This is a genomic window from uncultured Roseobacter sp. (genome assembly GCF_947491795.1).
In the GTDB taxonomy this organism is placed as follows: Bacteria; Pseudomonadota; Alphaproteobacteria; order Rhodobacterales; family Rhodobacteraceae; genus Roseobacter.
This window is the reverse complement of the sequence record NZ_CANLKW010000005.1, coordinates 159,795-185,361: the sequence shown is the minus strand read 5'-3', so window position 1 is coordinate 185,361 and position 25,567 is coordinate 159,795. Positions and strand designations below refer to the sequence as shown.

Here is a 25,567-nt window from a genome sequence, read left to right as displayed (position 1 = left end):
CGCCTTTCCGCGTTGCAAATGCGCACGTTTTGGCCCCTTATACCGCACTGAAACAGCACAGAGACACCCAGCCTTGACGACACAGCCTCCTGTCATCGACATCAGCAACCTGCACAAGGCCTATGGCGGGCTGGAGGTTCTGAAAGGCGTGGACATAACCGCACCCAAAGGACATGTCATTTCGCTCATCGGCTCGTCAGGGTCGGGCAAATCCACACTGCTGCGCTGCTGCAACCTCCTGGAGGACAGCCAGCAGGGCGAGGTCAGATTCAAAGGCGAGCCTGTCACCTGGAAAGGCGAAGGACACAACCGGCGCCCGGCGGACGCGGGCCAGGTGCTACGGATCCGCACCAATCTCAGCATGGTGTTCCAGCAGTTTAATCTCTGGGCACATATGACCATTCTGCAAAATGTGATGGAAGCGCCCCTGACCGTTCTGAAACGCGACCGTGACGAGGTCGAGAGCGCGGCGCGCGGATATCTGGAAAAAGTCGGCATCGGCGACAAATGCGATGCCTATCCCGCCCAGCTGTCCGGCGGTCAGCAGCAGCGTGCGGCGATTGCCCGGGCGCTTTGTATGGAGCCAGAGGCGCTGCTCTTTGATGAGCCGACATCGGCGCTGGATCCTGAGCTGGAACAGGAAGTTGTCCGGGTCATCAAAGACCTGGCAGCGGAGGGGCGCACGATGCTTATCGTGACCCACGACATGAAACTGGCCGCTGATGTGTCTGACCACGTGGTCTTTCTGCATCAGGGGCTGATCGAGGAACAGGGGCCGCCGGACAGGTTGTTCGGCGCGCCCTCATCAGAACGCCTGCGCGGGTTTCTTTCTGCAACCCAGGCAGCGTAACACCCATAAAAAAAGTAACGGGAGTATCACCATGAAGACACTGATTCTGACAACTGCAGCACTGGCACTGACCGCTGGGATGGCGCTGGCTGACGGCCACGCCAAAACCATCCGCATGGGCACAGAGGGCGCCTACCCTCCCTACAACTTCATCAATGACGCCGGTGAGGTCGACGGGTTTGAGCGCGAGCTGGGCGACGAGCTTTGCGCGCGCGCCGAACTGACCTGTGAATGGGTCACCAACGAATGGGACAGCATTATCCCCAACCTGGTGTCGGGCAACTACGATACCATCATCGCAGGCATGTCCATCACGGACGAGCGCGATGAGGTCATTGATTTTACACAGAACTACACACTTCCGGATCCTTCTGCCTATCTGGCGTTGTCGGCTGATGCCGACCTCGCGGGCGGCGTGATTGCGGCACAGACCAACACAATTCAGGCGGCTTTCATCGCCGACACCGGCGCGACACTGGTTGAGTTCGCAACGCCCGAAGAAACCATCGCCGCGGTGAAAAACGGCGAAGCGGACGCGGTGCTCGCTGACAAAGCGTTCCTCGCACCTATCGAGGCAGACGACGCGGACCTCATTTTCCTTGAGCAGGAAGAGCTGATCGGCGGCGGCGTTGGCATGGGCCTGCGTGAAAGCGACGGCGAACTGCGTGCCAAGTTTGATGCGGCCATCCAGTCCATGAAGGACGACGGTTCGCTCAACGCGCTGCTCACCAAATGGGAAATCGGCGGCGCATTCTGATCCGCTGACAACGGGGGCGGCACTGCGCTGCCCCCGTTTTTCTTTCCCGGACAGTCCAGTCTGCGAGGCCCGTAATTTTCAGTTTCTGTACAGATCCCAGTGTGTTGTCAGACTGGCCATGGATGGCCTGCTATCTGACCACCGGCAAACATATGTCGATCTACCTGTCGGTCTTTACCGTTCTGGCCCTGCTGGCGGTGACGGCCCCTGTGGCATTGATGTTTGGCTTTGGCGGCGCCACGGCGGCGCGCTCTTCTGTGCTGCCGCTGCGCTGGTTTGGAAAGACCTATATCGCGCTTGTGCGGGGCGTGCCCGACATCGCATTTTTTCTGTTTTTTGTCATCGCGCTGGATCAGGGCATTGAATACCTGCGGCACAAGGCCCTGTGCCCGGACTGGTCCGAGCCGATCCGCCAGGGCAATGACTTTGTGGTCTGTCAGGCTGCAAAGATGCCGCTGGGCAATGCACCGCAATGGGTGCACGAGACCTATGGGTTTTCACTGGCTGTCCTGACATTCGCCATCGTGTTCGGGGCATTTGCGGCCAATGTGCTCTTTGGCGCAATGCGGGCCGTACCCCGCACGCAACTGGAAACAGCCGAAGCCTATGGCATGACCCGGCGTCAGACATTCTGGCGTGTTCTGGTCCCCCAGATGTGGGTCTATGCCCTGCCCGGTCTGAGCAATCTGTGGATGGTGCTGATCAAAGCGACACCGCTGCTCTTTCTGCTGGGTGTTGAGGATATCGTCTACTGGGCGCGGGAGCTGGGCGGGACAAAGACATCCCGCTTTACGGACTATCCGCATGGCGACTGGCGGATGTGGTATTTCCTGGCGCTTCTGGTGTTTTATCTGATTTTCACACGGGTGTCCGAGGTCGTCCTCGGGCGGCTGATGAACCGCCTTACGCGCGGGCAGGCAACTGCCGGTGGAGAAGCACAAAGGAAAGCAGCCGTATGACCTGCGCCTTTCCGATGGCCATCCTGCGTGACACGACCTGTGCCCTGAGCCTGCGATCGCCCTCTTCTGAATGTACAGAGAGGACCGGATCATGAGTTGCTGGGAAACTGTCCAGGCTTACGGTCTGCGGTCCGTAGGCATCGGGGAACGTCTGCTCCCGCGAGAGGACTTTACGCTGTGCCAGCAGTTTACGCTGATCGGCTCGGGCATGATCTGGAATGTGTACTTCGGCGTTGTGGCACTCTTTTTCGGCTTTTTCTTCGCCACGGCTCTGGCAGTTGGCAAGGCATCTCCGAACCGGCTTTTCCGCAAACCTTCTGAATGGTTTATCTTTATCTTCCGCGGCTCGCCGCTCTTTATCCAGTTCTTTTTCGGGTATTTCCTATTTCTCAGCCTCAAGAGCGTGCATCCGGTTTTTGACCCGTTCACGGCCGCATGGCTTGGCGCGCTGGTAGTACTGTTTTTCAACACCTCAGCCTATTCAGCAGAGATATTCTATGGCGCGCTGCTCTCTGTGCCCAAGGGCGACACGGAGGCCGCCGATGCCTACGGCATGTCCGGCTGGCCGCGTTTCAAACGCGTGATCTGGCCCACCTCACTGCGCCTTGCATGGCCGGCTTATACGAACGAGGCGATCTTTCTTTTTCAATCCACCGCACTGGTGTTCTTTTCGGGGTTTCCCGCATGGCAGCAACGTGGTGACGCGCTTTATTATGCCAATTACTTCGCGGACAAGACCTTCAATCCCTTTATCCCCTATCCCATCCTCGCGATGTATTTCATTTTACTGACGCTCGTCGTGGTGGGTCTTTTTGGTCTGATCAATGCCCGGCTGAACCGGCACCTGCCCCAGAACGCGCGGCCAAAACTGCGTATCCGCCCCAATCTGATCCGCTGAAATCAGCGTGTTTTGTTGCCGTTGCACTGCGCCCGGAATAATTTGATCAAATTTTGCTGGCAGTCTGGCGCTGAAACAGGCATCTAAAGAACCAGACCGCAATCGCGGCGCATATTCTGGTGACTTATGAAAGACTGGCTTCGCAAACATCCACACGTCCGCACCATCCGGGTCGCGGCTTCTGATCTGAACGGACAGGCGCGCGGCAAACGCATTCCTTCACGTTTTGCCGACAAGGTCATGACGGACGGCACCCGCTTTCCCATGTCCGCACTGAACCTCGATATCTGGGGAGAAGACATCGACAACAGCCCCCTTGTCTGGGAGACCGGCGACAGGGACGGTGTACTGAAGCCCACAGCGCGGGGTTTCATGCCGATGCCCTGGCTGGACGCGCCCACGGCACTGCTGCCCATCTGGATGTATCATGAGGATGGCAGACCCTTTGACGGAGACCCGCGTCACGCACTCGCACGTGTTCTGCAGCGGTATGCCGCGCGCGGGCTGACCCCTGTCTGCGCGGTCGAACTGGAGTTTTTTCTGATCGACGATTCCGGCCGTTCGCTTCAGGTGCCCCCGTCGCCCCGTTCAGGAAAACGCCGGGTAGCCGGGGAAATCCTGTCGCTGCGCGCTCTCGACCAGTTCGATACCTTTTTCACTGATCTCTATGACGCCTGCGAAGAGATGGATATTCCCGCAGATACGGCGATCTCCGAGGCAGGGCTCGGCCAGTTCGAGATCAATCTGATGCACTGCGACGACGCGCTGCGGGCGGCGGACGATGCATGGCTGTTCAAAATGCTGGTCAAAGGCATGGCGCGCAAACACGGTTTTGCCGCCAGCTTCATGGCCAAACCCTATGAAGACTACGCAGGCTCTGGTCTGCATGTGCATTTCTCTGTGCTCGACGCTGATGGGAACAATGTTTTTGACGATGGCACGGACCAGGGCACCGACATGCTGCGCCATGCGGTCGCCGGATGTATGAACGCGATGCCCGGCTCGGCACTGGTCTTTGCGCCACATGCCAACAGTTTCGACAGGATGGTACCGGGCAGCCACGCGCCCACAGGCATCAGCTGGGCCTATGAGAACCGCACATCGGCGATCCGTATCCCTTCTGGCAGCCCTTCGGCACGCCGCATCGAACACCGTGTGGCAGGCGGAGACGTGAACCCCTACCTGATGCTGACGGCGGTTCTGGGCGCTGCAATCAACGGGATTGAGGACGCACAGGAGCCACCCGCCCCGATCACCGGCAATGCCTATGAGGCGGATCTGCCTCAGATCCCCGCCACCTGGTCGGAAGCGATCGACGCCTTTGAGGCCAGTCCGGAGATCGCGCGGATTTTTGCACCTGATCTGATCCGCAACTTCGTGCTGACCAAACGCCAGGAGCTGCAATATATGGATGAGCTGACACCGGCAGAACGGGTAAACATCTATCTGGATACCGTGTGAGGGAGGCCTGCGTATGAAGATCGGCATCCTCATGACGGGCCATCCCCCCGACAGCCTCGCGACCAATGGCAGATATGACGCCTATTTCGAACGGCTGCTGGACGGACATGGATTTACCTTTGAAGGCTGGGCCGTTGTGGATGGTATCTTCCCGTCCGGCATTGACGCAGCCGATGGCTGGCTGATCACAGGTTCGCGCCATGGCGCTTATGAGGACCACCCCTGGATCCCACCGCTGGAGACATTTATCCGCAACGTCCACGATGCAGGCATTCCCATGATCGGCGTCTGCTTTGGGCATCAGATTATCGCTCAGGCACTTGGGGGACGGGTCGAAAAGTTCGCGGGTGGCTGGTCCGTGGGCCGAACCGAATACGAGATCGATGGCCGGCAGGTGGCGATCAACGCATGGCATCAGGATCAGGTGACAAAACGCCCCGAAGGCGCCGAGGTGTTTGCCCGCACCGATTTCTGCGAGAACGCCGGGCTGGTCTACGGTGACCGCATCTGGACAATTCAGCCGCATCCGGAATACGGCTCTGATTTCATTGAGGGGCTGATCAACTCGCGCGGTCGCGGTGTGGTCCCTGACGATTTGCTGGATGGAGCGCTGGAGAAACTCAACGCCCCGACAGATCGCATGAAAGTAGCGAACACAATGGCTGAATTTTTCAGGAAAGAGAGGGCCTGATGGCCGACTGGACAGACAAACTCCCCAATGCAGCACAGGATTATCTGTCTGGCAGACGGCTGGATGAGGTAGAATGCATCATCTCGGATCTGCCCGGTATTGCACGGGGCAAAGCGGTTCCCGCATCCAAATTCGCACGCCAGGACTACTTTCACCTGCCCGACAGCATCTTTTACCAGACCATCACCGGCGACTGGGGCGAGGCTGCAGGCGACGAAGGATTTATTGAAAAGGACATGATCCTGCGCCCGGATATGGACACGGCATCAGCCGCGCCCTGGACCGGGGACTGGACGCTTCAGGTCATCCACGACGCTTTCGACCGCGAAGGAAATGCGGTGCCCTTCAGCCCGCGGAACGTGCTCAAACGTGTTTGCGACCTCTACCGGGACAAGGGCTGGAAGCCCGTTGTCGCACCAGAGATGGAGTTTTTCCTGGTTGCCCGCAATCTTGACCCGGCCCACGACATCAAACCAATGATGGGCCGGTCCGGAAGACCGGCTGCCGCACGTCAGGCCTATTCCATGACGGCGGTGGACGAGTTCGGCCCCGTGATCGACGACATATATGATTTTGCCGAGGCACAGGGGTTTGAGATCGACGGCATTACCCAGGAAGGCGGCGCGGGACAGTTGGAGATCAACCTGCGCCACGGTGATCCTGTGCGCCTTGCCGACGAGGTTTTCTATTTCAAACGGCTGATCCGCGAAGCCGCGCTGCGACATGACTGCTTTGCAACCTTCATGGCAAAACCCATCGCGGATGAACCTGGCAGCGCGATGCACATCCACCATTCTGTGTTGGATCTGAATACCGGCGACAACATTTTTTCAGCTGGTGACGGGCAGGAAACACCTGAGTTCTTCCACTTTATCGCGGGATTGCAGCGGCACATGCCCGAAGCGCTGGCCGTGATTGCGCCTTATGTGAACAGCTACAGGCGGTACGTCAAGGATCACGCAGCCCCGATCAATCTGAACTGGGGGCGTGACAACCGCACAACCGGTATCCGTATTCCGCTCTCAGACCCCACGGCGCGGCGGGTCGAAAACCGGCTGGCGGGGATGGACTGCAATCCGTATCTGGGGATTGCGGCAAGTCTGGCCTGCGGATACCTGGGGCTGACCAATGCGGAACAGCCCGCCGAGGAGTTCAAAGGCGACGCCTATGACGGCGACGGAGACATCCCCCGCGTTCTGGGCTCTGCTCTCGATCTGTTTGAAGAAGCCGAAGCGCTGCATGCCGTGCTGGGGCCTGAGTTTGCCCGGGTCTATTCCATCGTAAAACGTGCGGAATACGATGAGTTTCTCCAGGTCATTTCCCCCTGGGAGCGTGAGCATCTTTTGCTGAACGTCTGAGGCCGATCATGGACCTGCTTTATGCAAACGACCGCCAGGGCCAGTATCCTGAGAGTTGGTATGCGGCGACCGTCAGCCCGCCCCCACCACGGCCAGCGCTCTGCGGAACAATACGTGCCGACGTCTGTGTGGTGGGCGGCGGCTACACCGGGTTGTCCGCAGCACTGCATCTGGCGCAGGCCGGTCGGAAGGTTGTCCTGCTGGAGGCCCACAGAGCCGGTTTCGGCGCATCCGGCCGCAATGGCGGGCAACTGGGCAGCGGGCAACGTGTAGATCAGACCAAACTGGAAAAAATGGCCGGCACTGATGCCGCCCGGGCCCTCTGGGAATTAGGCGAGGATGCCAAGAATCTGGTTAAAGGGCTGATTGCAAAACACGATATCGAATGCTGGCTCAGGCCAGGCGTCGCATGGGCAGGGTCGAGTACGTCCGAAGTGTACGAGTTGCATGACTACGCCCATTTCCTGCGGGACCGCTATGGGTACGACCAGATAGAAACCTTTGATGCAGCAGGTTTCGCCGGCATTTGCCCCTCTCCCGACTATCGGGGAGGTGTGCTGGATATGGGGGCGGCGCACCTGCACCCACTCGCCTTTGCGCTTGGGCTGGCAAGAGCGGCAGAGGCCGCCGGGGTCACCATTTGCGAAAACACGCGCGTGACAGGCATCGCGCATGGAACCCCTGTCAGCGTGCTCACAGATGGTGGCGAGGTCATTGCTGATCACGTCATTCTGGGGTGCAACGGGTATCTGTCAGGGCTTGCACCTCAGGTCACTGCGCGGGTCATGCCGATCAATAACTTTATTGTAGCGACAGAACCGCTGGGAGACGAAGCCGAGCGTGTACTGGCCCGCGATGTGGCTGTCGCCGACAGCCGGTTTGTTGTGAATTACTTCCGTCTGTCACATGACAAACGACTGCTCTTCGGCGGTGGCGAAACCTACGGCTACCGTTTCCCCGCAGATATTCAGAAAGTTGTGCGCAAACCGATGGAAGTTGTCTTTCCGCATCTCAAAGACGTGCGTGTCGATTACGCCTGGGGCGGCACACTTGGCATCACGATGAAACGGTTCCCATATCTGGCGCGGATCGCTCCGAATGTTCTGTCCGGGTCGGGGTATTCCGGTCATGGCGTTGGGACGGCAACCCATGCTGGCATGCTGATGGCACAGGCTGTTGAAGGGCAGGCTGATGGTTTTGACACCATGGCCGCCATTCCGACCCCGGCTTTTCCGGGCGGAGGGGCGTTGCGCAGCCCGCTTCTGGTACTGGCCATGACCTCGTACGCGTTGCGTGACCGGATCGGCATCTGAGCGCCGTTACAAAAGATTCACTTGGAACGGGAATTTCTTTGATTTAGTATTTCAAAAAGTTAACTTTTGGAAATCTGAATATGCAACTTCCAGATATGCACGCCGCCGAGCCCATTCCGGACACCGCGCGCAGTGAAATCGAGCGCCTTTTACAGTCCGGTGATCTCTTCCGGTATACCGCTGAACGGGATGCGCCCGTCTCTTTACTGGAAGCCGAGTTCGCCGAGATGATGGGCAGCCGGTTTGCTTTGGCGGTTTCCTCGTGCTCGGCCGCTCTTTTTCTGTCGCTCAAAGCACTTGATCTGCCGGATAACGCGCGCGTGCTGATCCCCGGATTTACCTTTGCCGCCGTGCCCTCAGCCGTGATCCACGCAGGCTGCAAGCCTGTTCTGTGTGAGGTCGGGGAAGACTACCGCATTGATATCACCGATTTCTCTGCAAAGCTTGATCAGGGCACAGAGGCGGTAATCATCAGTCACATGCGCGGACACACGTCCGATATGGATGCCATTATGGCACTTTGTGCGGCCGCGAATGTCCCTGTTATCGAAGACGCTGCACATTCACTGGGGACCACATGGCGCGGCCAGAAAATCGGCACGATCGGCCGGGTGGGCTGTTTTTCCTTCCAGTCCTACAAAATGGTTAACGCGGGCGAAGGGGGCATCCTGATTACCGATGACGCCGATCTTGTTGCCCGCGCGATCATCATGTCCGGCGCTTACGAGCATAACTGGCAAAAGCATCCCGTGCTGCACGAGGCATTTGCCAAATGGCAGAACCGTCTGCCGCTTTACAACCTGCGGCTCAGCAACATGTCAGCGGCGCTGATCCGACCACAGCTGGAGGCCCTGCCCCGGCGAGTTGCCGACGGACGCCGAAACCACGACTATGTGGCAGCGCGGTTGAACGCGACGCGGTACTTTGACGTGCCTGACCCGCTGCGCGGAGAAGAGCGCGCCCCGGACAGCATTCAGTTCAACATCCTTGAGCTCGACACAGACACTGTCGCGGCCTTCGCGCGTGCGGCACGCGATGCGGGGGTCAAAGTGCAGGTGTTTGGTCAAAGCACCGACAATGCACGCGCTTTCTGGAACTGGCAGTTTATCGAGGATCTGCCAGAGCTTCCCCGGACCAGAGCAATGCTCATGCGGGCCTGCGATGTGCGACTGCCGGTGCGGCTGAACCACGCGGAACTGGATGCGGTCACAACCGTGTTGATGGACGCCATGAAAAAAGTGACCGGCCCGCAAAAGGCTGCTGTTGCCTGACGGCCGGTGTTACTTGAGGCGGGACAGTTTTTCCTGCAGTTCCGCGAGCTGCTTTTTGATCGCGTCCAGGTCTTCACCCTCCGCGCCGGGGCTGTCGCCAGCCCCCTCCTGCGGGGTCTGACCACTCCATCCGGCTGCGCCACCGCCCAGCCCACCTGTCATTGCCTTCATAAAGGCCTGTTGCTGCGCCTGCATCAGCTCAAAACCGGGCATTTTGGCCATCGGGTTCATGGCGTTCATTTTGTCCATCATCTGGCTCTGACCGTCGCGCAGCATCTCGAATGAGGCTTGCAGGAACTGAGGCACAACACTGCCACCCGGGGTCATATAACTGCGCACAAGATCGTTCAGCACGTCCACCGGCAGCACGCTTTCGCCGCGGCTTTCGTGTTCTGCAATGATCTGGAGCAGGTATTGACGTGTCAGATCGTCACCAGACTTGAGATCAACGATCTGAACTTCGCGTCCTTCGCGGATAAATCCCGCGATATCCTCAAGCGTCACGTAGTCACTGGTCTCGGTATTGTACAGCCTGCGGCTCGCATACCGCTTGATCAGCAATGGTTGGTTTTTTTCCGCCACAGGCCTTCTCCCCGACATCAGTGCTGCATTGCAGCTTAGGCTACTGTTTTGCAAAAAGAAAGGGCGGGCTGATGAGAGCCCGCCCCATAATATTGCGCCTTTTCAGGGAGGAGTCGGCGCAAAACTGTGTGTCGTCTTACTTGGCAGACGCTTTTTTCACGGCTGCTGTCGCTTCGTTTGTCGCTTTTTTGACGGCCGCAGTTGCGTCTTCGCTCATGTCTTTTCCAGCTGCCATCATCAGCTCGACTGTGTCCATCTGGGCTTTCTTCGCAACTTCAGCGAAAGCGGCCATGTGCTCAGCAGCTGTTTCCGAATATGCGGAAGCAAAGTCTGTTACCGCTTTTGCATAGTCTGCAGGCTCGGATTTCGCTTTGGACATTTCGGCCAGTTTGGCGAATGTGTCCTGTGCCCATTTGCTGGAAATCTCTGTGGATTTCTCTGCAGCTGTCAGAGCAACGCCGGAGAGTTTCTCGTTCAGGGTCGCAGTTGTTTTGAAAGCGTCTTCCATTGCGGATGTGTCCACGGGGAAAGAGCCCATAACGTCTTTAAACATTGCATTCATGTCTGCTGTCTTAGCCATTTCAGTATCCTTTCATCGCTTCGCGGGACCATCCCGTTTGCGTCTGAAAGCTATATACGTGCTGCACTGCAGCATTGCAAGTCTTTTTTCTGCGGTGCAGCATAAATCTGAATAGCAGGAAAACCCTATTTCATTCAGAGGGTTGCCTTGCCAGCGACATAGGTTCCCGGTGCTTCGCACAAAACAGGATGGCTCGAATCTCCCGGAATACGTGCGGGAATCTGCTTGCCCGACCGCTTTTTGAGCCATGCTTCCCAGCGCGGCCACCACGAGCCTTCGTTGAAATCAGCATCTTCAAGCCAGTCTGTGTGATCAAGGCTCAGATCGGGGTTGGTATAGTGGCCATACTTTTTGCGGGACGGCGGATTAACAATCCCGGCGATATGTCCCGACTGGGTTACGATAAAGGTCTTATCTTTTGACCCCATCTGCTGAACCCCGCGATAGCTGTCTTTCCACGCGGCAATATGGTCCGTCTCGCAGGCGATCGCACAGAGCGGCACGGTGACATCCGAAAGCTTCAGCCGGTGTCCCAGAAGTTCAAATCCACCTTCGGCCAGTTCGTTGCGCTGACACAGGCCCCGCAGGTATTGCCGTGCCATTTTGCCCGGCAGGTTCGCCCCGTCTCCGTTCCAGTACAGCAGATCAAAGGCAGGTGGCGTTTCTCCCATCATGTAGCTTTTGATGGCCGGCGTATAAATCAGGTCGTTGCTGCGCAGGAATGAGAACGTCCGCGCCATGATCACAGAAGGCAGAACGCCCTTGTCAGCAATTTCCTCTTCGATACCATCGATAAAATCATCCGTCAGGAAAGGCGTGAACTCGCCCTGATCCGAAAAATCGGTGAGCGCGGTAAACAGGGTCGCGGACTTCACGGACTTGTCGCCGCGCTGTTTCAACAGCGACAGCGTGAGCGACAGCGTTGTGCCTGCAATGCAATAGCCAACGGCGTTGACCTGTTTTTCGCCGGTGATTTCCCGGACTTCACGGATGGCCGCCAGATAGCCGTCCTCAATGTAGTCCTCTAGCCCGATGTCGGCATAGGTCGGGTCCGGGTTTATCCAGGACACCATGAATACTGAATACCCTTGGTCGGTGAGCCATTTGACCATGCTGTTCTGCGCCTTGAGGTCCAGAATGTAGTACTTGTTGATCCAGGGCGGGAATATCACCAGCGGGGTCTTGCAGACCTCATCGGTGGTCGGGGCATACTGGATCAGTTCCATCATCCGGTTGCGGTACACGACACTGCCGGGCGTGGTGGCGATGTTGCGACCCAGCTCAAAGGCATCTTCATCGGCGAGTTTCACGACGAGTTCGCCATTGTTTGCCTCCAGATCATGGATCAGGTTTTCCAGTCCCTGCACCAGGCTCTGGCCCTCCGTTTCGATCGCGCGTTCCAGCGCATCCGGGTTGGTCGCCAGAAAGTTGGTGGGCGACATCATATCGACGATCTGCCGGGCAAAGTAAGTCAGCCGGTTTTTTTCCAGCGGCTCCAGATCGCCCATTTCGTCCACCGCGCGGGTCAGGGCTTCGGCATTGATCAGATACTGCTGTTTGACAAAGTTGAAGTAGGGGTGTGTGTCCCACAGCGGATTTGTAAAGCGGCGGTCCGACGGGCCCGGATCTTCAGGCGCGCTCAGTTTGCCTTTAGCGAGTGTTTGCTGCGCCTGCACAAAGTGCTTCATCGTGTCCGACCAGTACGACATCTGATGCTCAAGCACCTTGGCCGGGTTATGCACAGCCTCGCTCCACCAGGACTGGGCTGCCCGGCCGAAAAGATCATGGCCCGGAGCATCCAGAGCCGGATTATGTCCCTGACGTGAGGTCATTACGCGGTGCAGCCGTTCCGAAAGCTCCTCAACTTTTTTGAGGTTCATCGTCATACGTTCCAGCGTTTCTCCGGCGGGCAGAGCAGGATCTTCGGTTTTGGTTGTCATATTATTCTTTCCCACATATGATGCACCTGCAGCATAAAGTCGTTGGCTTTCAGGGGGCGGGGCGGCTGTCTGTCTGGTGCGCCCGAATTATTGAAGGATACCCCTATGCGCTATATGGCCACGTACGACCTGATGGAAACCATCCGAAACACCAACCAGTGGCTCGGTGCTTCCGCCCTTGCAATGGCATCCTATCCTGCATTTTCTCTCCTGCCAAATCCGGCCATTGCCTGGACCCGCGCCTGGGGCGAGGTCACGGAACGGACGTTCCAGCGCATGATTGTGAAACCCGACTGGAATATCCCGCCAGTGCCCAGCGATGACGGGCAGGATCACGTTGTCACAACCGAGGCGATAATTGAACGCGACTTTGGCGATCTGCTGCATTTTGTCGTACCCGGACGGCCTGTTCCCAAACGTAAGGTTCTGCTTGTTGCGCCGATGTCGGGTCACTACGCAACATTGCTGCGCTCGACCGTCATCAGCCTGCTGCCCGATGCTGATCTTTACATTACCGACTGGCACAATGCGCGCGATATTCCGGTCAGCGCCGGCAAGTTCGATATTGAGGATTACACCCTCTATCTCGTCGATTTCATGAAAGAGCTCGGCCCGGACACGCATGTGATTGCAGTGTGTCAGCCCGCCCCGCTGACACTCGCCGCGACCGCATATCTGGCCGAAGAAGACCCCAAGGCACAGCCGCGCAGCCTGACGCTGATCGGTGGGCCGATTGATCCGAACGCCACACCCACAGACGTTACTGATTTCGGACACCGTGTCACAATGGGCCAGCTTGAAGAGCTGATGATCCAGCGCGTCGGCTTTAAGTATCCCGGCGTCGGGCGTATGGTCTACCCAGGCTTGCTGCAGCTGAATTCCTTTATCACGATGAACCTCGAAACACACTCGCGTGCCTTTACCGACCAGATCGGCCGGGTCGCACGCGGCGAAGCTGCAGAGCACGACAAGCACAACAAGTTTTACGACGAATACCTCGCAGTCATGGATATGACGGCCGAGTTCTATCTGTCGACCGTCGAGCGCATCTTCAAGAACGGTGAGATCGCCAGGAACGAGTTCACGGTGGCTGGCAAACGGGTCGACATCGGCAAGATCACAACCGTCGCCGTAAAAACCGTCGAGGGGTCAAAAGACGATATCTCCGCGCCGGGTCAGTGCGTCGCAGCGCTCGATCTGTGTACCGGACTGCCTGATCACAAAAAGGCCAGCCATCTGGAAGAGGGCGCAGGGCATTACGGCATCTTTGCAGGCAAAAGCTGGCGCCGGAACATCCGTCCCCTTGTGCTCGACTTTATCGATGCGAATGCGGATGCCCCGGCCAAAAAGACCCGCAAACCGGCCAACAAAAATTCCGCTGCCTGACAGGGCTACCTGAGAACCAGCGGCATCGCCATCCAGTCCCGCAGGGCCTGCGTGGTCTCTGCTGGTTGCTCCAACGGCGGCAGGTGTCCGGAATTCTCCAGCACCCTCAGGGTCGCAGAAGGCATCAGTTCAGACATAAATTCATGCCTTTTGACCGGGCACAGTACGTCATGCGCGCCACACATGATCAAGGCCGGCACTTTGCACTGACGCAGGGTTTTCTGCTGGTCACGCCGTCGCTGCAGCGCCCGTGACTGCCGGACAAACACCTCTGGCCCCAGCGCGCGCGCCATGTCCAGAACCAGATCGAGAACCGCCTTCCGGTGCGGACCCGGCGCCAGATATTTTGGTTTCATTTCCTCGCGCATCACGTCGAGCATCCGGCCCGCGCGCGCTGCAACAATCTGTGGTTCACGGTCGGCAGCAACCTGCGGTGTTTCTGCCAGTGGGTTTGTGTCCATCAGGGCGACGCGGGTGATCCTGTCCGGTGCCCGGCGCAGCAGTTCCATCGCAACAATGCCGCCCATACTCAACCCGGCCAGCGCAAACCGCTGCGGCAGCTGGTCAAGCAGGCCAGACGCGATTTCCTCGATCCGCTCGCCCCCTGTGATCGGAGCGGTCATAACAGGTATCTCAGAAGAAAGCTCTGCGATCTGCGGCCCGAACAGCCGTGCGTCGCACATCATCCCTGGCAACAGCACAAGCGCTTCAGGCATCCGGGATACCACCGTTCCAATAACACTGCTTATGCATCATTCGCCGACGCCTGAACAAAACTCTTTTCCAGGAGTCTACCCGCAGAACGTGTGTCCGCAAGGGGCACAATGCATTTCGGCAAGCTTTCAGCGCCGGATTTGATCCCAGCGGAGATCGGGATGACGCCGCAGATCAAGAAGCTCAGACACTGCCTCAAAACCACCGGCTGTCAGCGCGTCAATGCGCAAAACAGGCGTTGCCTCGCGCTGGATGCGACAAAGACCATCCGCACGGGATTGACCGGGGCAGTGCCAGCAGTGTGCCGGGGCCGCTCGGGCCCGAGGCCACATCACATATCCTCCCCCTGAGACCGACCACACTGCGGGGCGATATCCCAGAATCCGCAAAACCATCTGATCCTGAGGCCTGGCAGTCCAAATCGCACTAAACCGATGCGTTTCAGGGAAACTTTATGCCTCGGAATTGTGGAAAATCGATATACCTCGCCTGCCGTTGCTCCTGTGTTTCCACGGGCGCGTCGCCTGCACGCAGCAGCATACCCCGCGGCGCAATGTAGCTTGATATGGTCCGGTGCGGCCGCGGTCGCCAGACGAGATTGAAGGCCGCGAGTTTCGGGAAAAACCACATCTCGGAATAGGGCAGATGATCATGCACCCACCAGGCCAGGTCGCGCCAGTCCCTGCCCCGGTCGTATTGATCTGCAAACCAGGGGATGACCAGAGACGTGCCCGCGATGGCCTGCTGGCCGCTGTCGCGATCCCAGATATGGCATTCAAGCGGGTTGTCGTTGCGCGCGCAATTCAGCCGGTTCTCGTTCCCATAGCGGTTGAGATCGGCCGACCTGTACCCGGAACGGATGGCGATCCGCCCAAATGTTTCTTCTAACGGATCAAGCAGCGTCTCGCACAGGGCGCGACCGTTGGCGATTGCGAGATCCGGGTCGTCCGGAATATTTCGGATCTGATGAAAACTGCCGATCTCGGAATACAGAAAATCCCGCATGTAGAAGTGTTTTGACAGCCTGACGCGCCCAAGGGTCTCAAGGCTCCACATGCTGCGCGGGCGGCGCATCAGTACCCGTTCCAGCGAAAGGCACCGTCCTCGCGCAGGGGAGAGAAAGGATTAAAGGCCACTTCCCAGATATGCCCTTCAGGGTCGGCGAAATAGCCGTGATGACCGCCCCAGAATACATCCTGCGCTGGTTTCAGAAGCCGCCCGCCTGCGGCCTCTGCCTGGCCGAGCACCTCCGCGACATTTTCTTTGTGCCGGACGTTATGCGCGAGGGTGATTGCTCCCTGCCCAATTCCGGCAGGGTCAATGCCAATATCGTCAGCCAGTTTTTCCACGGGATAAAGACCGAGGGTCTGCCCTGTCAGATCAAAAGCGATCACCCCGTCCGGGCTTTGCGTGCGGCGCCAGCCAAGTCGTTCGTAGAACTCTGCAAGCGCGGGTATATCCCGGGCCGCAAGCGTGATCAGACTGACGCGCTGTTCCATTCAGTGATTTCCCGCCGCGTTCAGAACCTCGGTGACTGCACTTTCAATGAGACCCAGACAAGGGCCGTCGGAAAACCGATGATCCGCGTCCTTGACCAGCATCAGCCGCATGTCAGGGCAGGTTGCATGCTCGAGCAGCCGAACAGCGGTCTGTGTACTTACGGCGGTATCAGCCGTGCCCTGCAAACACCGCACCGGAAACGGAAGTTCCAGTGCGGATCTCAGAACGAGCTGATCGCGCCCGTCCGAAATCATGCGTCCGGTGATCACATAGGGCTCCATGTAGTCCGACGGGATTTCGATCCGCCCATCGCGGGCCAGATCCTCTTTCTGTGCATCTGTGAACGACGCCCAGTAGCCGTCTTCTGTAAAGTCCGGTGCGGCGGCGATCGTGACCATGCCAACAATCCTTTCGGGCATCCGGCGGGCCAGCAAAAGCGCCTGCCACCCCCCCATGGAGGACCCCACAGGTAGCACGGTGCCCCTGACAACTTCCGACAGGATGTCGAAAGTGTCCTGTGCCCAGTCTCCGATACACCCCTCCTCAAAAGTGCCCGAAGACCGACCATGCCCGGAATAGTCAAACCGCAGAAAGGCCCGCCCTGCAGACCGTGCCCAGTCTTCGAGATGCAGGGCTTTGGTGCCTTCCATATCGGATTTAAGCCCGCCCAGAAAAACAATGCAGGGGCCTTCGCCGGCGTGGTGATGATAAGCCAGTCTGCGTCCGGCCGGGCTCGCGAAAATCTGTGGGTCAGGCATAGACACCTCCATTTGCGGCAGATCATGCGACGGCGCAGAGAGCCGCCGCAACCGGATTTTTTACGTTACTATATTGTCACGTGACTGTTTAGTAACCTATAAGAATGTATGGATTCGATTTTCAAAGCTCTGGCCGACCCTGCCCGCAGACAGCTGCTCGACAGCCTGCGCGCCAGACCCGGTCAGAGCCTGCAGGACCTGACGGAGCAGTTCGACATGTCGCGTTTTGGCGTGATGAAGCATCTGGGCGTGCTCGAAGAGGCCCGGCTCGTCGTTACCCATAAGAAAGGCCGGTTTAAGTACCACTACATCAACGCCCTGCCCCTGCAGGAAGCGACAGACCGCTGGATCGGGCCCCTGCTCGAACAACCGGCGGCACGAGCGGTGATTGACCTTAAAACCCAACTCGAAGGACCACGGAAGATGACCAAACCCGATTTTATGATGCAAACCTATATCAACTGCACACAGGACGCCCTGTGGCACGCGCTGACCGATCCGGACGCCAATGCAGCCTACAACTTTGTTGCCGGAAGCTGCGAACGCGATGGCAACAAACTGGTGTTCCGCATGCCGGATAAGAACCTCATGCTTGTGCTGACGGAAACGAAGCTGACCCCCAAAACGCGCATCGAGAGCACCTTCGAGCCGCACTGGGCCGGACCGGATGTACCGCTGGAAGCGTCACGTTTTGTCTACATGATCGACCCACAGGGCGATAATTGCCTGCTGACGGTCGAGCACTACGACATTCCTGCCGGTCAGGAAGGGGTCGCAGATGGCTGGCACCGTACGCTTGCAGGGCTGAAGACATGGCTCGAGACCGGCCGTGCCGTGAAATTCTCGCACAGCGAGGAGGCATGAGATGGACAATCCGGCGCTTTCAACCGAACTCGGGATCGTTGTTATGCTGTGTATTATCGCCGCGTCACTGTGGATCCCCTACATCATCGGGGTCAACAAACACCCGCAGACCGGCGTGGACAGCTTTGCTCGACCGCCATCGCTGGAAGGGTTTCCGGAATGGGTGCACCGGGCGCACCGCGCACATCTGAACCTGCTGGAGCAACTCCTGCCATTTGCCGTTCTGGTGCTGATCGTGGATCGTGTGGACGCCTATTCGGCCGTCACGCTCTGGACCGCCATCGTCTTTTTCTGGCTGCGCATCGCACATGCCGTCGGGATGATCTCAGGCAAAGCGCGGATGCCGGTCCGGCCCCTGCTTTTCACTGTGGGATGGCTGTGCTGTCTGGTGATGGCAGGGGCCGCCTGGATGGGCTGAGCCCGCCCGCATCCGGTGCGGTTACCCGCCTACGTAGGGTGACGCGCCGGGGCGGTAAAATATCTTCTGGTTGTGAAGACGGCCCAGCAGCTCTTCATTTTCGCGCTGGTCGGCCTCAATCACCCCGACTGATTGCAGATCGGCGGGGTTTTCTTCGGACAGCGCGCGGCGCATACGGCACAGCTCGCGGCCACGGGCACGCAGGGCCTCTTCAATCAGATCCACGTCATGAATGCTCAGATCGAACGATTTGTTATAGCGTGGCATCTGGTTCCCCTCGGTGGCTGTGGCGGTGCGCCGGTATGTCGGATTTAACACGGGAAATGTCGCAGTCAACGTATTCTTGGGTATACAATGGCGGTCTGGCTGCCATTCATCCTTGACAGCCGACGCGCGCAAGGCGATGAGCGCGGCACCATAACCCGCAACCGGGCGTCTCGTAGGCGCCAAACCGACGAGGAGTGCCCCCGATGGCCCAGATCTCCCTTACTTTTCCCGACGGCAATGCACGCGAATATGACGCGGGCGTCTCTGCAGGCGATGTCGCTGCCAGTATCTCGACCTCACTGCGCAAAAAGGCGATCAGTGCGACCGTGAACGGGGCGCATTATGATCTGGCCTGGCCCATCGAGGCAGATGCGAGCATCGCAATCCACACCATGCAGGATGAAGAACAGGCAAACGAGCTTGTCCGCCACGACCTGGCGCACATCATGGCGCGCGCTGTTCAGGAAATCTGGCCGGACACCAAAGTCACCATTGGCCCGGTCATCAAAGACGGCTGGTACTACGACTTTGACCGCGCCGAGCCCTTCACCCCCGAAGATCTCGGCCTGATCGAAAAGAAGATGAAAGAGATCATCAACAAACGTGACCCCGTGCGCACCGAGGTCTGGGACCGGGCGCGGGCCGTGCAGTTCTATGAAGACAATAACGAGCCCTACAAGGTCGAACTGATCGACGCGATCCCCGGGGACGAACCGCTGCGCATGTACTGGCACGGCGACTGGCAGGATCTGTGTCGCGGCCCGCACCTGCAACACACCGGGCAGGTGCCGGGTGATGCTTTCAAGCTGATGTCGATTGCCGGTGCCTACTGGCGCGGCGACAGCGACCGCGCCATGCTGCAACGCATCTACGGCGTGGCCTTTACCGGCAAGGAAAAACTGCGCGCGCACCTGAACATGCTGGAAGAGGCCGCCAAGCGCGATCACCGCAAACTGGGCCGCGAGATGGATCTGTACCACATGCAGGAGGAAGCCCCCGGGCAGGTCTTCTGGCACCCCAACGGCTGGTCTATCTATACCACCCTGCAGGACTATATGCGCCGCAAGCAACGCGCCGCCGGCTATGTCGAGGTGAACACACCCCAGGTCGTGGACCGCAAGCTGTGGGTAGAATCCGGACACTGGGACAAATACCAGGAGCATATGTTCATCGTCGAAGTGGACGAAGAGCATGCGCGCGAAAAGGCGATTAACGCGCTGAAACCAATGAACTGCCCCTGCCACGTGCAGATCTTCAACCAGGGCCTGAAATCCTATCGCGATCTGCCCCTGCGTATGGCCGAGTTCGGCTCCTGCAACCGCTATGAGCCTTCGGGCGCGCTGCATGGGATCATGCGGGTCCGTGGCTTTACCCAGGACGATGGTCACATCTTTTGCCGCGAAGACCAGATTGAGGCGGAATGCGCCAGCTTCATCAACTATCTGTCGTCTGTCTACAAAGATCTCGGTTTTGAGAGCTTTGAGATCATGTTTGCGACCCGCCCCGAAAAGCGTGTCGGATCCGAAGAAAGCTGGGATCATGTCGAGGCCGCCCTGGAAAACGCGATCAAGGCAACCGGGCATCCCTATACCCTGGATGCAGGCGAAGGCGCGTTTTACGGCCCGAAACTCGATTTCAAACTGACCGACGCGATTGGCCGCGAATGGCAGTGTGGCACCTTCCAGGTGGACCCCAATCTGCCGGAACGGCTGGACGCGACATATGTCGGCGAGGACGGTGCGAAACATCGCCCCTATATGCTGCACCGCGCCTGCCTTGGCTCTTTTGAGCGGTTTATTGGCATCCTGATCGAGAACTCCGCGGGCAAACTGCCGTTCTGGCTGGCGCCGCGGCAGGTTGTGGTGGCCTCGATCATCTCTGACGCCGACGACTACGTGCACGAGATCGTTGCAGAACTGAAAGCAGCAGGGGTGCGCGCCGAAGCCGATGTCCGCAATGAAAAGATCAACTACAAAGTGCGCGAACACTCAGTTGGCAAAGTGCCCGTTATTCTGGCCGTGGGTGCCCGCGAGGTTGAGGAACGGACAGTGACGGTGCGCCGCCTCGGCGAGAAACAGACACGAGTTGAGCCGCTCACAGATGTAACAATTGCGCTGGGACGGGACGCGACGCCCCCCGATCTGTTGTAACATTTAAGGCAGGAGCAGGCGGTTTTCAGCTGCATTCGTGTCCCGATTGTAACAAAACACGCCTGTTCCGCTGCCAGCGCCGATATTTGCTAATCCCTTGCTAACGGTGATGTGACACACAGGCTCGTGAATGGTAACCTGGCGGCCCAAAAACTAGGTTATGCTCACAACAGGCCACGTTGGCCGGTAACAAGGGAATGTACACATGTCGAATACAATGAAATCCGTTGCAATCGCAGGTGCCGTCGCCGCAGCGCTCGTCGGTCAGTCCACCACAACTGCCGAAGCCGCCGCAAAAGAAAAATGCTATGGCGTTTCGCTTGCCGGTGCCAACGACTGTGCAGCCGGACCGGGCACAACATGCGCGGGCACGTCCACAGTCGACTATCAGGGCAATGCCTGGACACTGGTTGATGCCGGCACATGCGCCGAGATTGAACTGCCTGCCATGGCAGATGGCACACCCCGTGAAGGCTCGCTCGAAGAGCTGAGCCGCGACCTGCCGGCATAAGCCACAGGCCAACGATTACTTCAGGCGGCCGCGCGCCGCCTGAACACCTTATTTCAGCCCAGGCCGACCGAACAGACCGGAGCGACAGATGCTGGACAATTCTTCCCGTTTTGACCGCCTGCCCGATGGGCCCGGCGTCGGCTACAAACCCCAGCATTTCTCAGAACTGATGCAGGATCCCGGGCCCGTGTCCTGGATCGAAGTCCATGCGGAAAACTACATGGGCGACGGTGGCCGCCCTCTCGCGCAGCTGCGTGCGCTGTCAGAGCAGTTTGCAGTTTCCGTGCATGGCGTCGGTCTCAGCATCGGTGGTGAAGGCGCACTGGACAGGGATCACCTCGATCGTCTGAAAAAGCTTGTCGAATGGCTGCAGCCCGCCAGTTTTTCCGAACATCTCGCCTGGTCCACCCACGGCGCCGAGTTTCTCAACGATCTGCTGCCACTGCCCTATACCAACGACACGCTGACGCGCGTTGCGGCACATATCTCGCAGGTTCAGGACACGCTGGGCCGCAGGATGCTTCTGGAAAACCCGTCCAGCTACCTCGCCTTTGCCGAAAGTACGTGGTCAGAAACTGATTTTCTGACCGAACTGGTGCGCCGCACCGGTTGTGGCCTGCTGCTGGATGTGAACAACGTGTTCATTTCCGCCACAAATCTTGGGTATTCACCGCAGGATTACATCGACGCCTTTCCTCTGGATGCCGTTGGCGAAATCCATGTTGGCGGGCACGACGAAGACGCAGACGACAACGGCGCGCCGCTGCTGATAGACAGTCACGGGAAACCTGTCGCAGATCCGGTGTGGTCGCTGCTGTCGCTGACACTGGCCACATCCGGCCCGCGCCCGGTTCTTGTGGAATGGGACAATGATGTACCCCTGTGGCCCGCCCTGAGGGCAGAGGCCGTCCGGGCGGCACAGGCCCTGCAACCGGCAGGCCAATGACCGTTTCGCAGACAGAATTTCGCACAGCGCTCCTTGATCCACAGCGCGCAGTGCCCGCCGGGCTGCAGGATGCCAGTTCAGGACCTGCAGGCGCGCGGTTTTCTGTCTATCGCAACAATGTCGTTCACTCGCTGACAGAGGCGCTGGCGACGGCCTTTCCACTTGTCCGGAAACTGATTGGCAAAACGGCGTTTGATCAGGTCGCGGGGCTATATGTGCGCAGTCACCCTCCGGTTTCTCCGCTGATGATGTTCTATGGCGACAGCTTTCCGGATTTTGTAGCCGGTTGCGAACCGCTGGCGCACCTCGGCTATCTCGCTGACTGCGCGCGCCTCGATCTGGCCCTGAGACAATCCTACCACGCCGCCGATGCAACACCGCTTGCCCCTGAGGCTTTGCAAACAGGTCCCGATACGCTCATGGCGATGCACCTGCACCCTGCGCCTTCCACGCGCGTGCTGCGCTCCTCCTGGCCACTTTTTGACCTGTGGCGGTTCAACAATGTGGAAAATGCGCCCAAACCGGCGCCCGGCGCACAGGATGTATTGATCACGCGGCCTGACTTTGACCCCCTGCCCCATCTGCTTCCGCCGGGTGGTGCTGAGTGGTTCCGAGCGCTTTCAGACAATGCGTCGCTGTCCCAAGCACAGACAATCGCAACAGAAAACACACCCTCTTTCGATCTTGCCGCCACGCTCTCGCTTGCACTTTCAACACAGGCGTTTGCCGCGCTCTGACCCAAGGCCCGAACAAAGGACTGACCGATGATTTCCCTCTACAACTCCCTGACCGAACGCCTTTCCTGCGCAGACTGGCTGCTGTCTACTCTGGCACGCCTGATCTTTGCGGCGACACTGCTGTTTTATTTCTGGGTGTCCGGCATGACAAAACTGGGTGAGGGTTTCGCCGGGTTGTTCTCCCCGTCAGTCGGCGCCTATGCACAGATTTTCCCAAAAGCGATGGAAGCCGTCACATACGACGTGACCCAGTTGTCCGGCTTTCACTGGGCCGTTGTCGTCGCCGGGACATGGGCCGAGTTTATCCTGCCCGCACTGATCGTCATCGGCCTGCTGACCCGACTGTCAGCGCTGGGAATGATCGGGTTTGTGGTCGTCCAGTCGCTCACCGACCTACTGGGCCACGGCGGTCTGGCGCATAAGGAAACACTGGGAGCATGGTTTGACCGGTTCCCTGACGGCGTGATTCTCGATCAGCGCGCCTTTTGGGTATTTGTCCTGTTGGTACTGGTGATCAAGGGCGCGGGTCCGTTGTCGCTGGATGCAGCGCTGCGGCGTCAGACCTGATACCCCGGGTCACGCGTTACGTCACGCCGAGGGCTGTCTGAGTGTCACGCGTCCACCCCAGATAAAGCGCATCGCCCGTGTCAATCAGCGGGCGTTTCATCAGTGCCGGATGCTCCCTGATCAGTTCAAGGGGGGCAGTAGCCCGTTCCTGTTCGTTCAGCGAACGCCAGGTCGTTGACCGTGTGTTCAGCAGCGCATCGCCGAACTGCGCCAGCGCGCGCTTCAGAAGCGATGCCGGGATGCCCTCCGCGCGCACATCAATCAGGGTCGCCGCCGGCAAGGCTCTGATCGCTTTGCGGCAGGTATCGCAGTTTTTCAGCCCGTAAATGTGCATAAATTATCCTCGCTCAGACAGTAAGATATCCGTGATCCCCGGGGGTTCCAGGGGCTTTCCCTTGATTTTCAGACGGAATGAGCAATGTCTAGTGGGTGGGACAGGCAACAATGCAACACCTGACCCTGAAGAAGCTGCGCCATAAAACCGGCGCTGCGAAAGTGGAAAGGAGGCACGGAACAATGCCTACTGGCACCGTGAAATGGTTTAATACAACCAAGGGTTATGGTTTTATAGCCCCCGAAGAAGGCGGTTCGGACGTTTTTGTCCATATTTCCGCCGTTGAGAGATCGGGACTGACCGGTCTTGCAGATGATCAGAAAGTAAGCTTTGAGCTGACCGAAGGACGCGACGGGCGTCAGATGGCCAGCGACCTGAAACTCCTCTGATTTTCCCGGGCCGCAGCAGAGCGGCCCGCATTGGAGCGCGGCAATTACGCCGGACCTGCAACCCGCAATGCACGGGAGCAGTACTGTTTTCCGCCCTGTTCAGGTGACACCGCCTGTTGCGCAGCACCGCACGGCTGTCCGGTCGACCCACTCATTCCGGGATAACATAGAGCTCCGAGTACCCGCGAAACCGCACGCGTCCGGCCTCGGTCCGCCGGGTTATGCGGTACTGCGGCCAGGCAGCGACAAACCGTGTCACCGCAATCCTGGCCTCCAGGCGCGCCAGCGTCAGCCCGATACAGACATGCGGACCGCCCCCGAAAGCCAGATGGCGATTGGGTCGGCGGGTAATGTCAAAGACGCCCGGGTTATCGAATACTGTGCCGTCACGGTTCGCGGCACCAATACAAAGATGCAGGTTTGAGCCTGCCGGGATGTGCTCACCCGCAATCATTGCGTCCTGAACCGCGAGCCGGTTGCCAAACTGGTTGGGCGAACGCAACCGCAGAATCTCTTCTGTTGCCGTATCCGCCAGCGCAGGATTGTCTGCCAGTGCAGATCGCTGATCAGGGTGATCGCAAAGCAGAGCCAGCGCACTGCCGATAAGATTGGTCGTGGTTTCATGCCCTGCATTCAGAATGAAGATGCAGTTGTGGATCAGTTCGGTCTGCGACAAGGCCCCGTCAGCGTCACCCGCAATCAGCCGTGTGAGCACATCCGTGTCCGGATCGCCGGGCTGACGCCTGCGCCTGGCAATCAGGTCTGCCAGATATTCCGAAAAAGCCACCACAGCTGCATTTCCTGCCGCTTCCTCATCGGCACCCAGGACCGGTTCCAGCGCCCCCAGAATAGCAAGTGACCATTCCCGCAGAGGTTCGCGTTCGTCATGCGGCACGTCAAGCAGGTTGCCAATCACCTCCACCGGGATACGGGAGGCAAAATCGCGGATCATATCCGGATGCTCGGGCAAGCCTGCGATGAGCCTGTCTACTGTGTCGATCAGTGCGGGCTCCAGCCGGTGCAGCGCCCGCGGCGTCAAAGACGCTGACATGATCCGTCTCACCCGCGTATGCAGCGGCGGGTCATTGAACACCAGGCTGGTTGTATGGTGTTCGAAAAGTGGAGACGCAGCACCGAACTTTGGCTCAAAGACTGCGCGCTTGTCCGAGATAAAGCGCTCAGTGTCGCGGTATATTGCGGTCAGATCGGCATGCCGTGACACCACAAATGATCCGTCGGACTGGGCGCAGACAGGTGTCTCTGCCAGCAACGCATCATAGTGCGGGCCCGGATCATCATGAAAACCGGCAGGAAGGTCTGTCAGACTGAACATCGCCTTACTCTGCCAACAGAATGCGCGCTGTCA

At 58.6% G+C, this 25,567-nt stretch carries 28 protein-coding genes; 18 read left to right on the top strand and 10 right to left on the bottom strand.

The genetic code is table 11. The features are described from left to right. Positions 1 to 73: 73 nt before the first annotated feature. The 9 genes from Q1A34_RS18810 (at position 74) to Q1A34_RS18770 (ending at position 9,558) form a co-directional block, all read left to right on the top strand. Positions 74 to 850, top strand: a complete 777-nt coding sequence (locus Q1A34_RS18810; RefSeq protein WP_300038087.1) for an amino acid ABC transporter ATP-binding protein — start codon at positions 74 to 76, stop codon at positions 848 to 850. A gap of 31 nt (positions 851 to 881) precedes the next feature. Further along, a complete protein-coding gene (locus Q1A34_RS18805) occupies positions 882 to 1,607 on the top strand; it encodes a transporter substrate-binding domain-containing protein (protein ID WP_300038084.1) in 726 nt (241 codons plus the stop codon). Between the two features lie 74 nt (positions 1,608 to 1,681). Continuing rightward, positions 1,682 to 2,566, top strand: a complete 885-nt coding sequence (locus Q1A34_RS18800) for an ABC transporter permease (protein WP_300038217.1) — start codon at positions 1,682 to 1,684, stop codon at positions 2,564 to 2,566. A gap of 91 nt (positions 2,567 to 2,657) precedes the next feature. Beyond that, positions 2,658 to 3,464 (top strand): amino acid ABC transporter permease, encoded by an 807-nt coding sequence (locus Q1A34_RS18795; RefSeq protein ID WP_300038081.1) that lies wholly within the window; start codon positions 2,658 to 2,660, stop codon positions 3,462 to 3,464. Positions 3,465 to 3,590: 126 nt separating this feature from the next. Then, the gene (locus Q1A34_RS18790; protein WP_300038078.1) at positions 3,591 to 4,925 is read left to right on the top strand and encodes a glutamine synthetase family protein; all 1,335 of its coding nucleotides are present in this window, start codon (positions 3,591 to 3,593) and stop codon (positions 4,923 to 4,925) included. Between the two features lie 13 nt (positions 4,926 to 4,938). Further along, entirely contained in the window at positions 4,939 to 5,616 is a 678-nt protein-coding gene (locus Q1A34_RS18785; RefSeq protein ID WP_300038075.1) for a type 1 glutamine amidotransferase, read from the top strand. Then, a complete protein-coding gene (locus tag Q1A34_RS18780) occupies positions 5,616 to 6,974 on the top strand; it encodes a glutamine synthetase family protein (protein ID WP_300038072.1) in 1,359 nt (452 codons plus the stop codon). Before Q1A34_RS18785 ends, Q1A34_RS18780 begins: the two co-directional genes overlap by 1 nt. Before the next feature lie 8 nt (positions 6,975 to 6,982). Next, positions 6,983 to 8,287: an FAD-binding oxidoreductase gene (locus Q1A34_RS18775; protein ID WP_300038069.1), complete on the top strand. Its 1,305-nt coding sequence runs from the start codon at positions 6,983 to 6,985 to the stop codon at positions 8,285 to 8,287. Between the two features lie 80 nt (positions 8,288 to 8,367). Continuing rightward, the gene (locus Q1A34_RS18770; RefSeq protein WP_300038066.1) at positions 8,368 to 9,558 is read left to right on the top strand and encodes an aminotransferase class I/II-fold pyridoxal phosphate-dependent enzyme; all 1,191 of its coding nucleotides are present in this window, start codon (positions 8,368 to 8,370) and stop codon (positions 9,556 to 9,558) included. Positions 9,559 to 9,567: 9 nt separating this feature from the next. On the opposite strand, the gene phaR is transcribed toward Q1A34_RS18770, so the two are convergent. From phaR to phaC, 3 genes are all read right to left on the bottom strand, one after another. Then, entirely contained in the window at positions 9,568 to 10,140 is a 573-nt protein-coding gene (gene phaR, locus Q1A34_RS18765; RefSeq protein WP_300038064.1) for a polyhydroxyalkanoate synthesis repressor PhaR, read from the bottom strand. A 136-nt stretch (positions 10,141 to 10,276) separates the two neighbouring features. Beyond that, positions 10,277 to 10,720: a phasin family protein gene (locus tag Q1A34_RS18760; protein WP_300038061.1), complete on the bottom strand. Its 444-nt coding sequence runs from the start codon at positions 10,718 to 10,720 to the stop codon at positions 10,277 to 10,279. Between the two features lie 134 nt (positions 10,721 to 10,854). Then, a complete protein-coding gene (gene phaC / locus Q1A34_RS18755; protein WP_300038058.1) occupies positions 10,855 to 12,660 on the bottom strand; it encodes a class I poly(R)-hydroxyalkanoic acid synthase in 1,806 nt (601 codons plus the stop codon). 105 nt (positions 12,661 to 12,765) lie between these two features. Between phaC and phaZ the strand changes: the two genes are divergently transcribed. Then, entirely contained in the window at positions 12,766 to 14,046 is a 1,281-nt protein-coding gene (gene phaZ / locus Q1A34_RS18750; RefSeq protein WP_300038055.1) for a polyhydroxyalkanoate depolymerase, read from the top strand. A 5-nt stretch (positions 14,047 to 14,051) separates the two neighbouring features. On the opposite strand, the gene Q1A34_RS18745 is transcribed toward phaZ, so the two are convergent. From Q1A34_RS18745 to Q1A34_RS18730, 4 genes are all read right to left on the bottom strand, one after another. Further along, complete coding sequence (locus Q1A34_RS18745) at positions 14,052 to 14,762, bottom strand: alpha/beta fold hydrolase (RefSeq protein ID WP_300038052.1); 711 nt, start codon at positions 14,760 to 14,762, stop codon at positions 14,052 to 14,054. A gap of 439 nt (positions 14,763 to 15,201) precedes the next feature. After that, complete coding sequence (locus Q1A34_RS18740) at positions 15,202 to 15,816, bottom strand: hypothetical protein (protein ID WP_300038214.1); 615 nt, start codon at positions 15,814 to 15,816, stop codon at positions 15,202 to 15,204. 17 nt (positions 15,817 to 15,833) lie between these two features. Beyond that, positions 15,834 to 16,259, bottom strand: coding sequence for a VOC family protein (locus tag Q1A34_RS18735; protein ID WP_300038047.1), 426 nt, complete (start codon positions 16,257 to 16,259; stop codon positions 15,834 to 15,836). Next, entirely contained in the window at positions 16,260 to 17,018 is a 759-nt protein-coding gene (locus Q1A34_RS18730) for an alpha/beta hydrolase (protein WP_300038044.1), read from the bottom strand. Positions 17,019 to 17,126: 108 nt separating this feature from the next. Here Q1A34_RS18730 and Q1A34_RS18725 point away from each other — a divergent pair, with 108 nt between their 5' ends. Continuing rightward, complete coding sequence (locus tag Q1A34_RS18725; RefSeq protein WP_300038042.1) at positions 17,127 to 17,882, top strand: metalloregulator ArsR/SmtB family transcription factor; 756 nt, start codon at positions 17,127 to 17,129, stop codon at positions 17,880 to 17,882. Between the two features lies 1 nt (position 17,883). Beyond that, positions 17,884 to 18,300, top strand: coding sequence for an MAPEG family protein (locus Q1A34_RS18720; RefSeq protein ID WP_300038039.1), 417 nt, complete (start codon positions 17,884 to 17,886; stop codon positions 18,298 to 18,300). A gap of 21 nt (positions 18,301 to 18,321) precedes the next feature. On the opposite strand, the gene Q1A34_RS18715 is transcribed toward Q1A34_RS18720, so the two are convergent. Next, on the bottom strand, positions 18,322 to 18,567 hold the full coding sequence (locus Q1A34_RS18715; RefSeq protein WP_300038037.1) for a hypothetical protein: 246 nt from the start codon (positions 18,565 to 18,567) through the stop codon (positions 18,322 to 18,324). A gap of 203 nt (positions 18,568 to 18,770) precedes the next feature. Between Q1A34_RS18715 and thrS the strand changes: the two genes are divergently transcribed. The 5 genes from thrS to Q1A34_RS18690 all read left to right on the top strand — a co-directional run bounded on the left by thrS (position 18,771) and on the right by Q1A34_RS18690 (position 23,478). Next, entirely contained in the window at positions 18,771 to 20,717 is a 1,947-nt protein-coding gene (thrS, locus tag Q1A34_RS18710; RefSeq protein WP_300038034.1) for a threonine--tRNA ligase, read from the top strand. Between the two features lie 205 nt (positions 20,718 to 20,922). After that, on the top strand, positions 20,923 to 21,228 hold the full coding sequence (locus Q1A34_RS18705; protein WP_300038031.1) for a DUF2282 domain-containing protein: 306 nt from the start codon (positions 20,923 to 20,925) through the stop codon (positions 21,226 to 21,228). An 88-nt stretch (positions 21,229 to 21,316) separates the two neighbouring features. Next, positions 21,317 to 22,174 carry a DUF692 domain-containing protein gene (locus Q1A34_RS18700; protein ID WP_300038028.1) on the top strand — a complete coding sequence of 286 codons (858 nt, stop codon included), beginning with the start codon at positions 21,317 to 21,319 and terminating at the stop codon, positions 22,172 to 22,174. Then, positions 22,171 to 22,911: a DNA-binding domain-containing protein gene (locus Q1A34_RS18695; RefSeq protein ID WP_300038025.1), complete on the top strand. Its 741-nt coding sequence runs from the start codon at positions 22,171 to 22,173 to the stop codon at positions 22,909 to 22,911. The genes Q1A34_RS18700 and Q1A34_RS18695 overlap by 4 nt, the downstream gene beginning before the upstream one ends. A gap of 27 nt (positions 22,912 to 22,938) precedes the next feature. Next, positions 22,939 to 23,478: a DoxX family protein gene (locus Q1A34_RS18690; protein WP_300038022.1), complete on the top strand. Its 540-nt coding sequence runs from the start codon at positions 22,939 to 22,941 to the stop codon at positions 23,476 to 23,478. Positions 23,479 to 23,494: 16 nt separating this feature from the next. Here the strand turns inward: Q1A34_RS18690 and Q1A34_RS18685 are convergent, their stop codons facing one another. Beyond that, on the bottom strand, positions 23,495 to 23,812 hold the full coding sequence (locus Q1A34_RS18685) for an ArsC/Spx/MgsR family protein (protein ID WP_300038019.1): 318 nt from the start codon (positions 23,810 to 23,812) through the stop codon (positions 23,495 to 23,497). Positions 23,813 to 23,994: 182 nt separating this feature from the next. On the opposite strand from Q1A34_RS18685, the gene Q1A34_RS18680 reads away from it, so the two are divergent. Then, a complete protein-coding gene (locus Q1A34_RS18680; protein ID WP_298838868.1) occupies positions 23,995 to 24,201 on the top strand; it encodes a cold-shock protein in 207 nt (68 codons plus the stop codon). Between the two features lie 151 nt (positions 24,202 to 24,352). Here Q1A34_RS18680 and Q1A34_RS18675 read toward each other — a convergent pair whose 3' ends face one another. Continuing rightward, entirely contained in the window at positions 24,353 to 25,534 is a 1,182-nt protein-coding gene (locus Q1A34_RS18675; protein ID WP_300038016.1) for a cytochrome P450, read from the bottom strand. Positions 25,535 to 25,567 lie beyond the last annotated feature (33 nt).

Excerpts from the sequence above, each read along its gene's own strand:
- Q1A34_RS18805 (WP_300038084.1), top strand. The coding sequence starts at position 882 with ATGAAGACACTGATTCTGACAACTGCAGCACTGGCACTGACCGCTGGG.
- Q1A34_RS18795 (WP_300038081.1), top strand. The coding sequence starts at position 2,658 with ATGAGTTGCTGGGAAACTGTCCAGGCTTACGGTCTGCGGTCCGTAGGC.
- Q1A34_RS18790 (WP_300038078.1), top strand. The coding sequence starts at position 3,591 with ATGAAAGACTGGCTTCGCAAACATCCACACGTCCGCACCATCCGGGTC.
- Q1A34_RS18785 (WP_300038075.1), top strand. The coding sequence starts at position 4,939 with ATGAAGATCGGCATCCTCATGACGGGCCATCCCCCCGACAGCCTCGCG.
- Q1A34_RS18780 (WP_300038072.1), top strand. The coding sequence starts at position 5,616 with ATGGCCGACTGGACAGACAAACTCCCCAATGCAGCACAGGATTATCTG.
- Q1A34_RS18775 (WP_300038069.1), top strand. The coding sequence starts at position 6,983 with ATGGACCTGCTTTATGCAAACGACCGCCAGGGCCAGTATCCTGAGAGT.
- Q1A34_RS18770 (WP_300038066.1), top strand. The coding sequence starts at position 8,368 with ATGCAACTTCCAGATATGCACGCCGCCGAGCCCATTCCGGACACCGCG.
- Q1A34_RS18760 (WP_300038061.1), bottom strand. The coding sequence starts at position 10,720 with ATGGCTAAGACAGCAGACATGAATGCAATGTTTAAAGACGTTATGGGC.
- phaC (WP_300038058.1), bottom strand. The coding sequence starts at position 12,660 with ATGACAACCAAAACCGAAGATCCTGCTCTGCCCGCCGGAGAAACGCTG.
- phaZ (WP_300038055.1), top strand. The coding sequence starts at position 12,766 with ATGCGCTATATGGCCACGTACGACCTGATGGAAACCATCCGAAACACC.
- Q1A34_RS18745 (WP_300038052.1), bottom strand. The coding sequence starts at position 14,762 with ATGCCTGAAGCGCTTGTGCTGTTGCCAGGGATGATGTGCGACGCACGG.
- Q1A34_RS18740 (WP_300038214.1), bottom strand. The coding sequence starts at position 15,816 with ATGTGGAGCCTTGAGACCCTTGGGCGCGTCAGGCTGTCAAAACACTTC.
- Q1A34_RS18735 (WP_300038047.1), bottom strand. The coding sequence starts at position 16,259 with ATGGAACAGCGCGTCAGTCTGATCACGCTTGCGGCCCGGGATATACCC.
- Q1A34_RS18730 (WP_300038044.1), bottom strand. The coding sequence starts at position 17,018 with ATGCCTGACCCACAGATTTTCGCGAGCCCGGCCGGACGCAGACTGGCT.
- Q1A34_RS18725 (WP_300038042.1), top strand. The coding sequence starts at position 17,127 with ATGGATTCGATTTTCAAAGCTCTGGCCGACCCTGCCCGCAGACAGCTG.
- Q1A34_RS18720 (WP_300038039.1), top strand. The coding sequence starts at position 17,884 with ATGGACAATCCGGCGCTTTCAACCGAACTCGGGATCGTTGTTATGCTG.
- Q1A34_RS18715 (WP_300038037.1), bottom strand. The coding sequence starts at position 18,567 with ATGCCACGCTATAACAAATCGTTCGATCTGAGCATTCATGACGTGGAT.
- thrS (WP_300038034.1), top strand. The coding sequence starts at position 18,771 with ATGGCCCAGATCTCCCTTACTTTTCCCGACGGCAATGCACGCGAATAT.
- Q1A34_RS18705 (WP_300038031.1), top strand. The coding sequence starts at position 20,923 with ATGTCGAATACAATGAAATCCGTTGCAATCGCAGGTGCCGTCGCCGCA.
- Q1A34_RS18700 (WP_300038028.1), top strand. The coding sequence starts at position 21,317 with ATGCTGGACAATTCTTCCCGTTTTGACCGCCTGCCCGATGGGCCCGGC.
- Q1A34_RS18695 (WP_300038025.1), top strand. The coding sequence starts at position 22,171 with ATGACCGTTTCGCAGACAGAATTTCGCACAGCGCTCCTTGATCCACAG.
- Q1A34_RS18690 (WP_300038022.1), top strand. The coding sequence starts at position 22,939 with ATGATTTCCCTCTACAACTCCCTGACCGAACGCCTTTCCTGCGCAGAC.
- Q1A34_RS18685 (WP_300038019.1), bottom strand. The coding sequence starts at position 23,812 with ATGCACATTTACGGGCTGAAAAACTGCGATACCTGCCGCAAAGCGATC.
- Q1A34_RS18680 (WP_298838868.1), top strand. The coding sequence starts at position 23,995 with ATGCCTACTGGCACCGTGAAATGGTTTAATACAACCAAGGGTTATGGT.
- Q1A34_RS18675 (WP_300038016.1), bottom strand. The coding sequence starts at position 25,534 with ATGTTCAGTCTGACAGACCTTCCTGCCGGTTTTCATGATGATCCGGGC.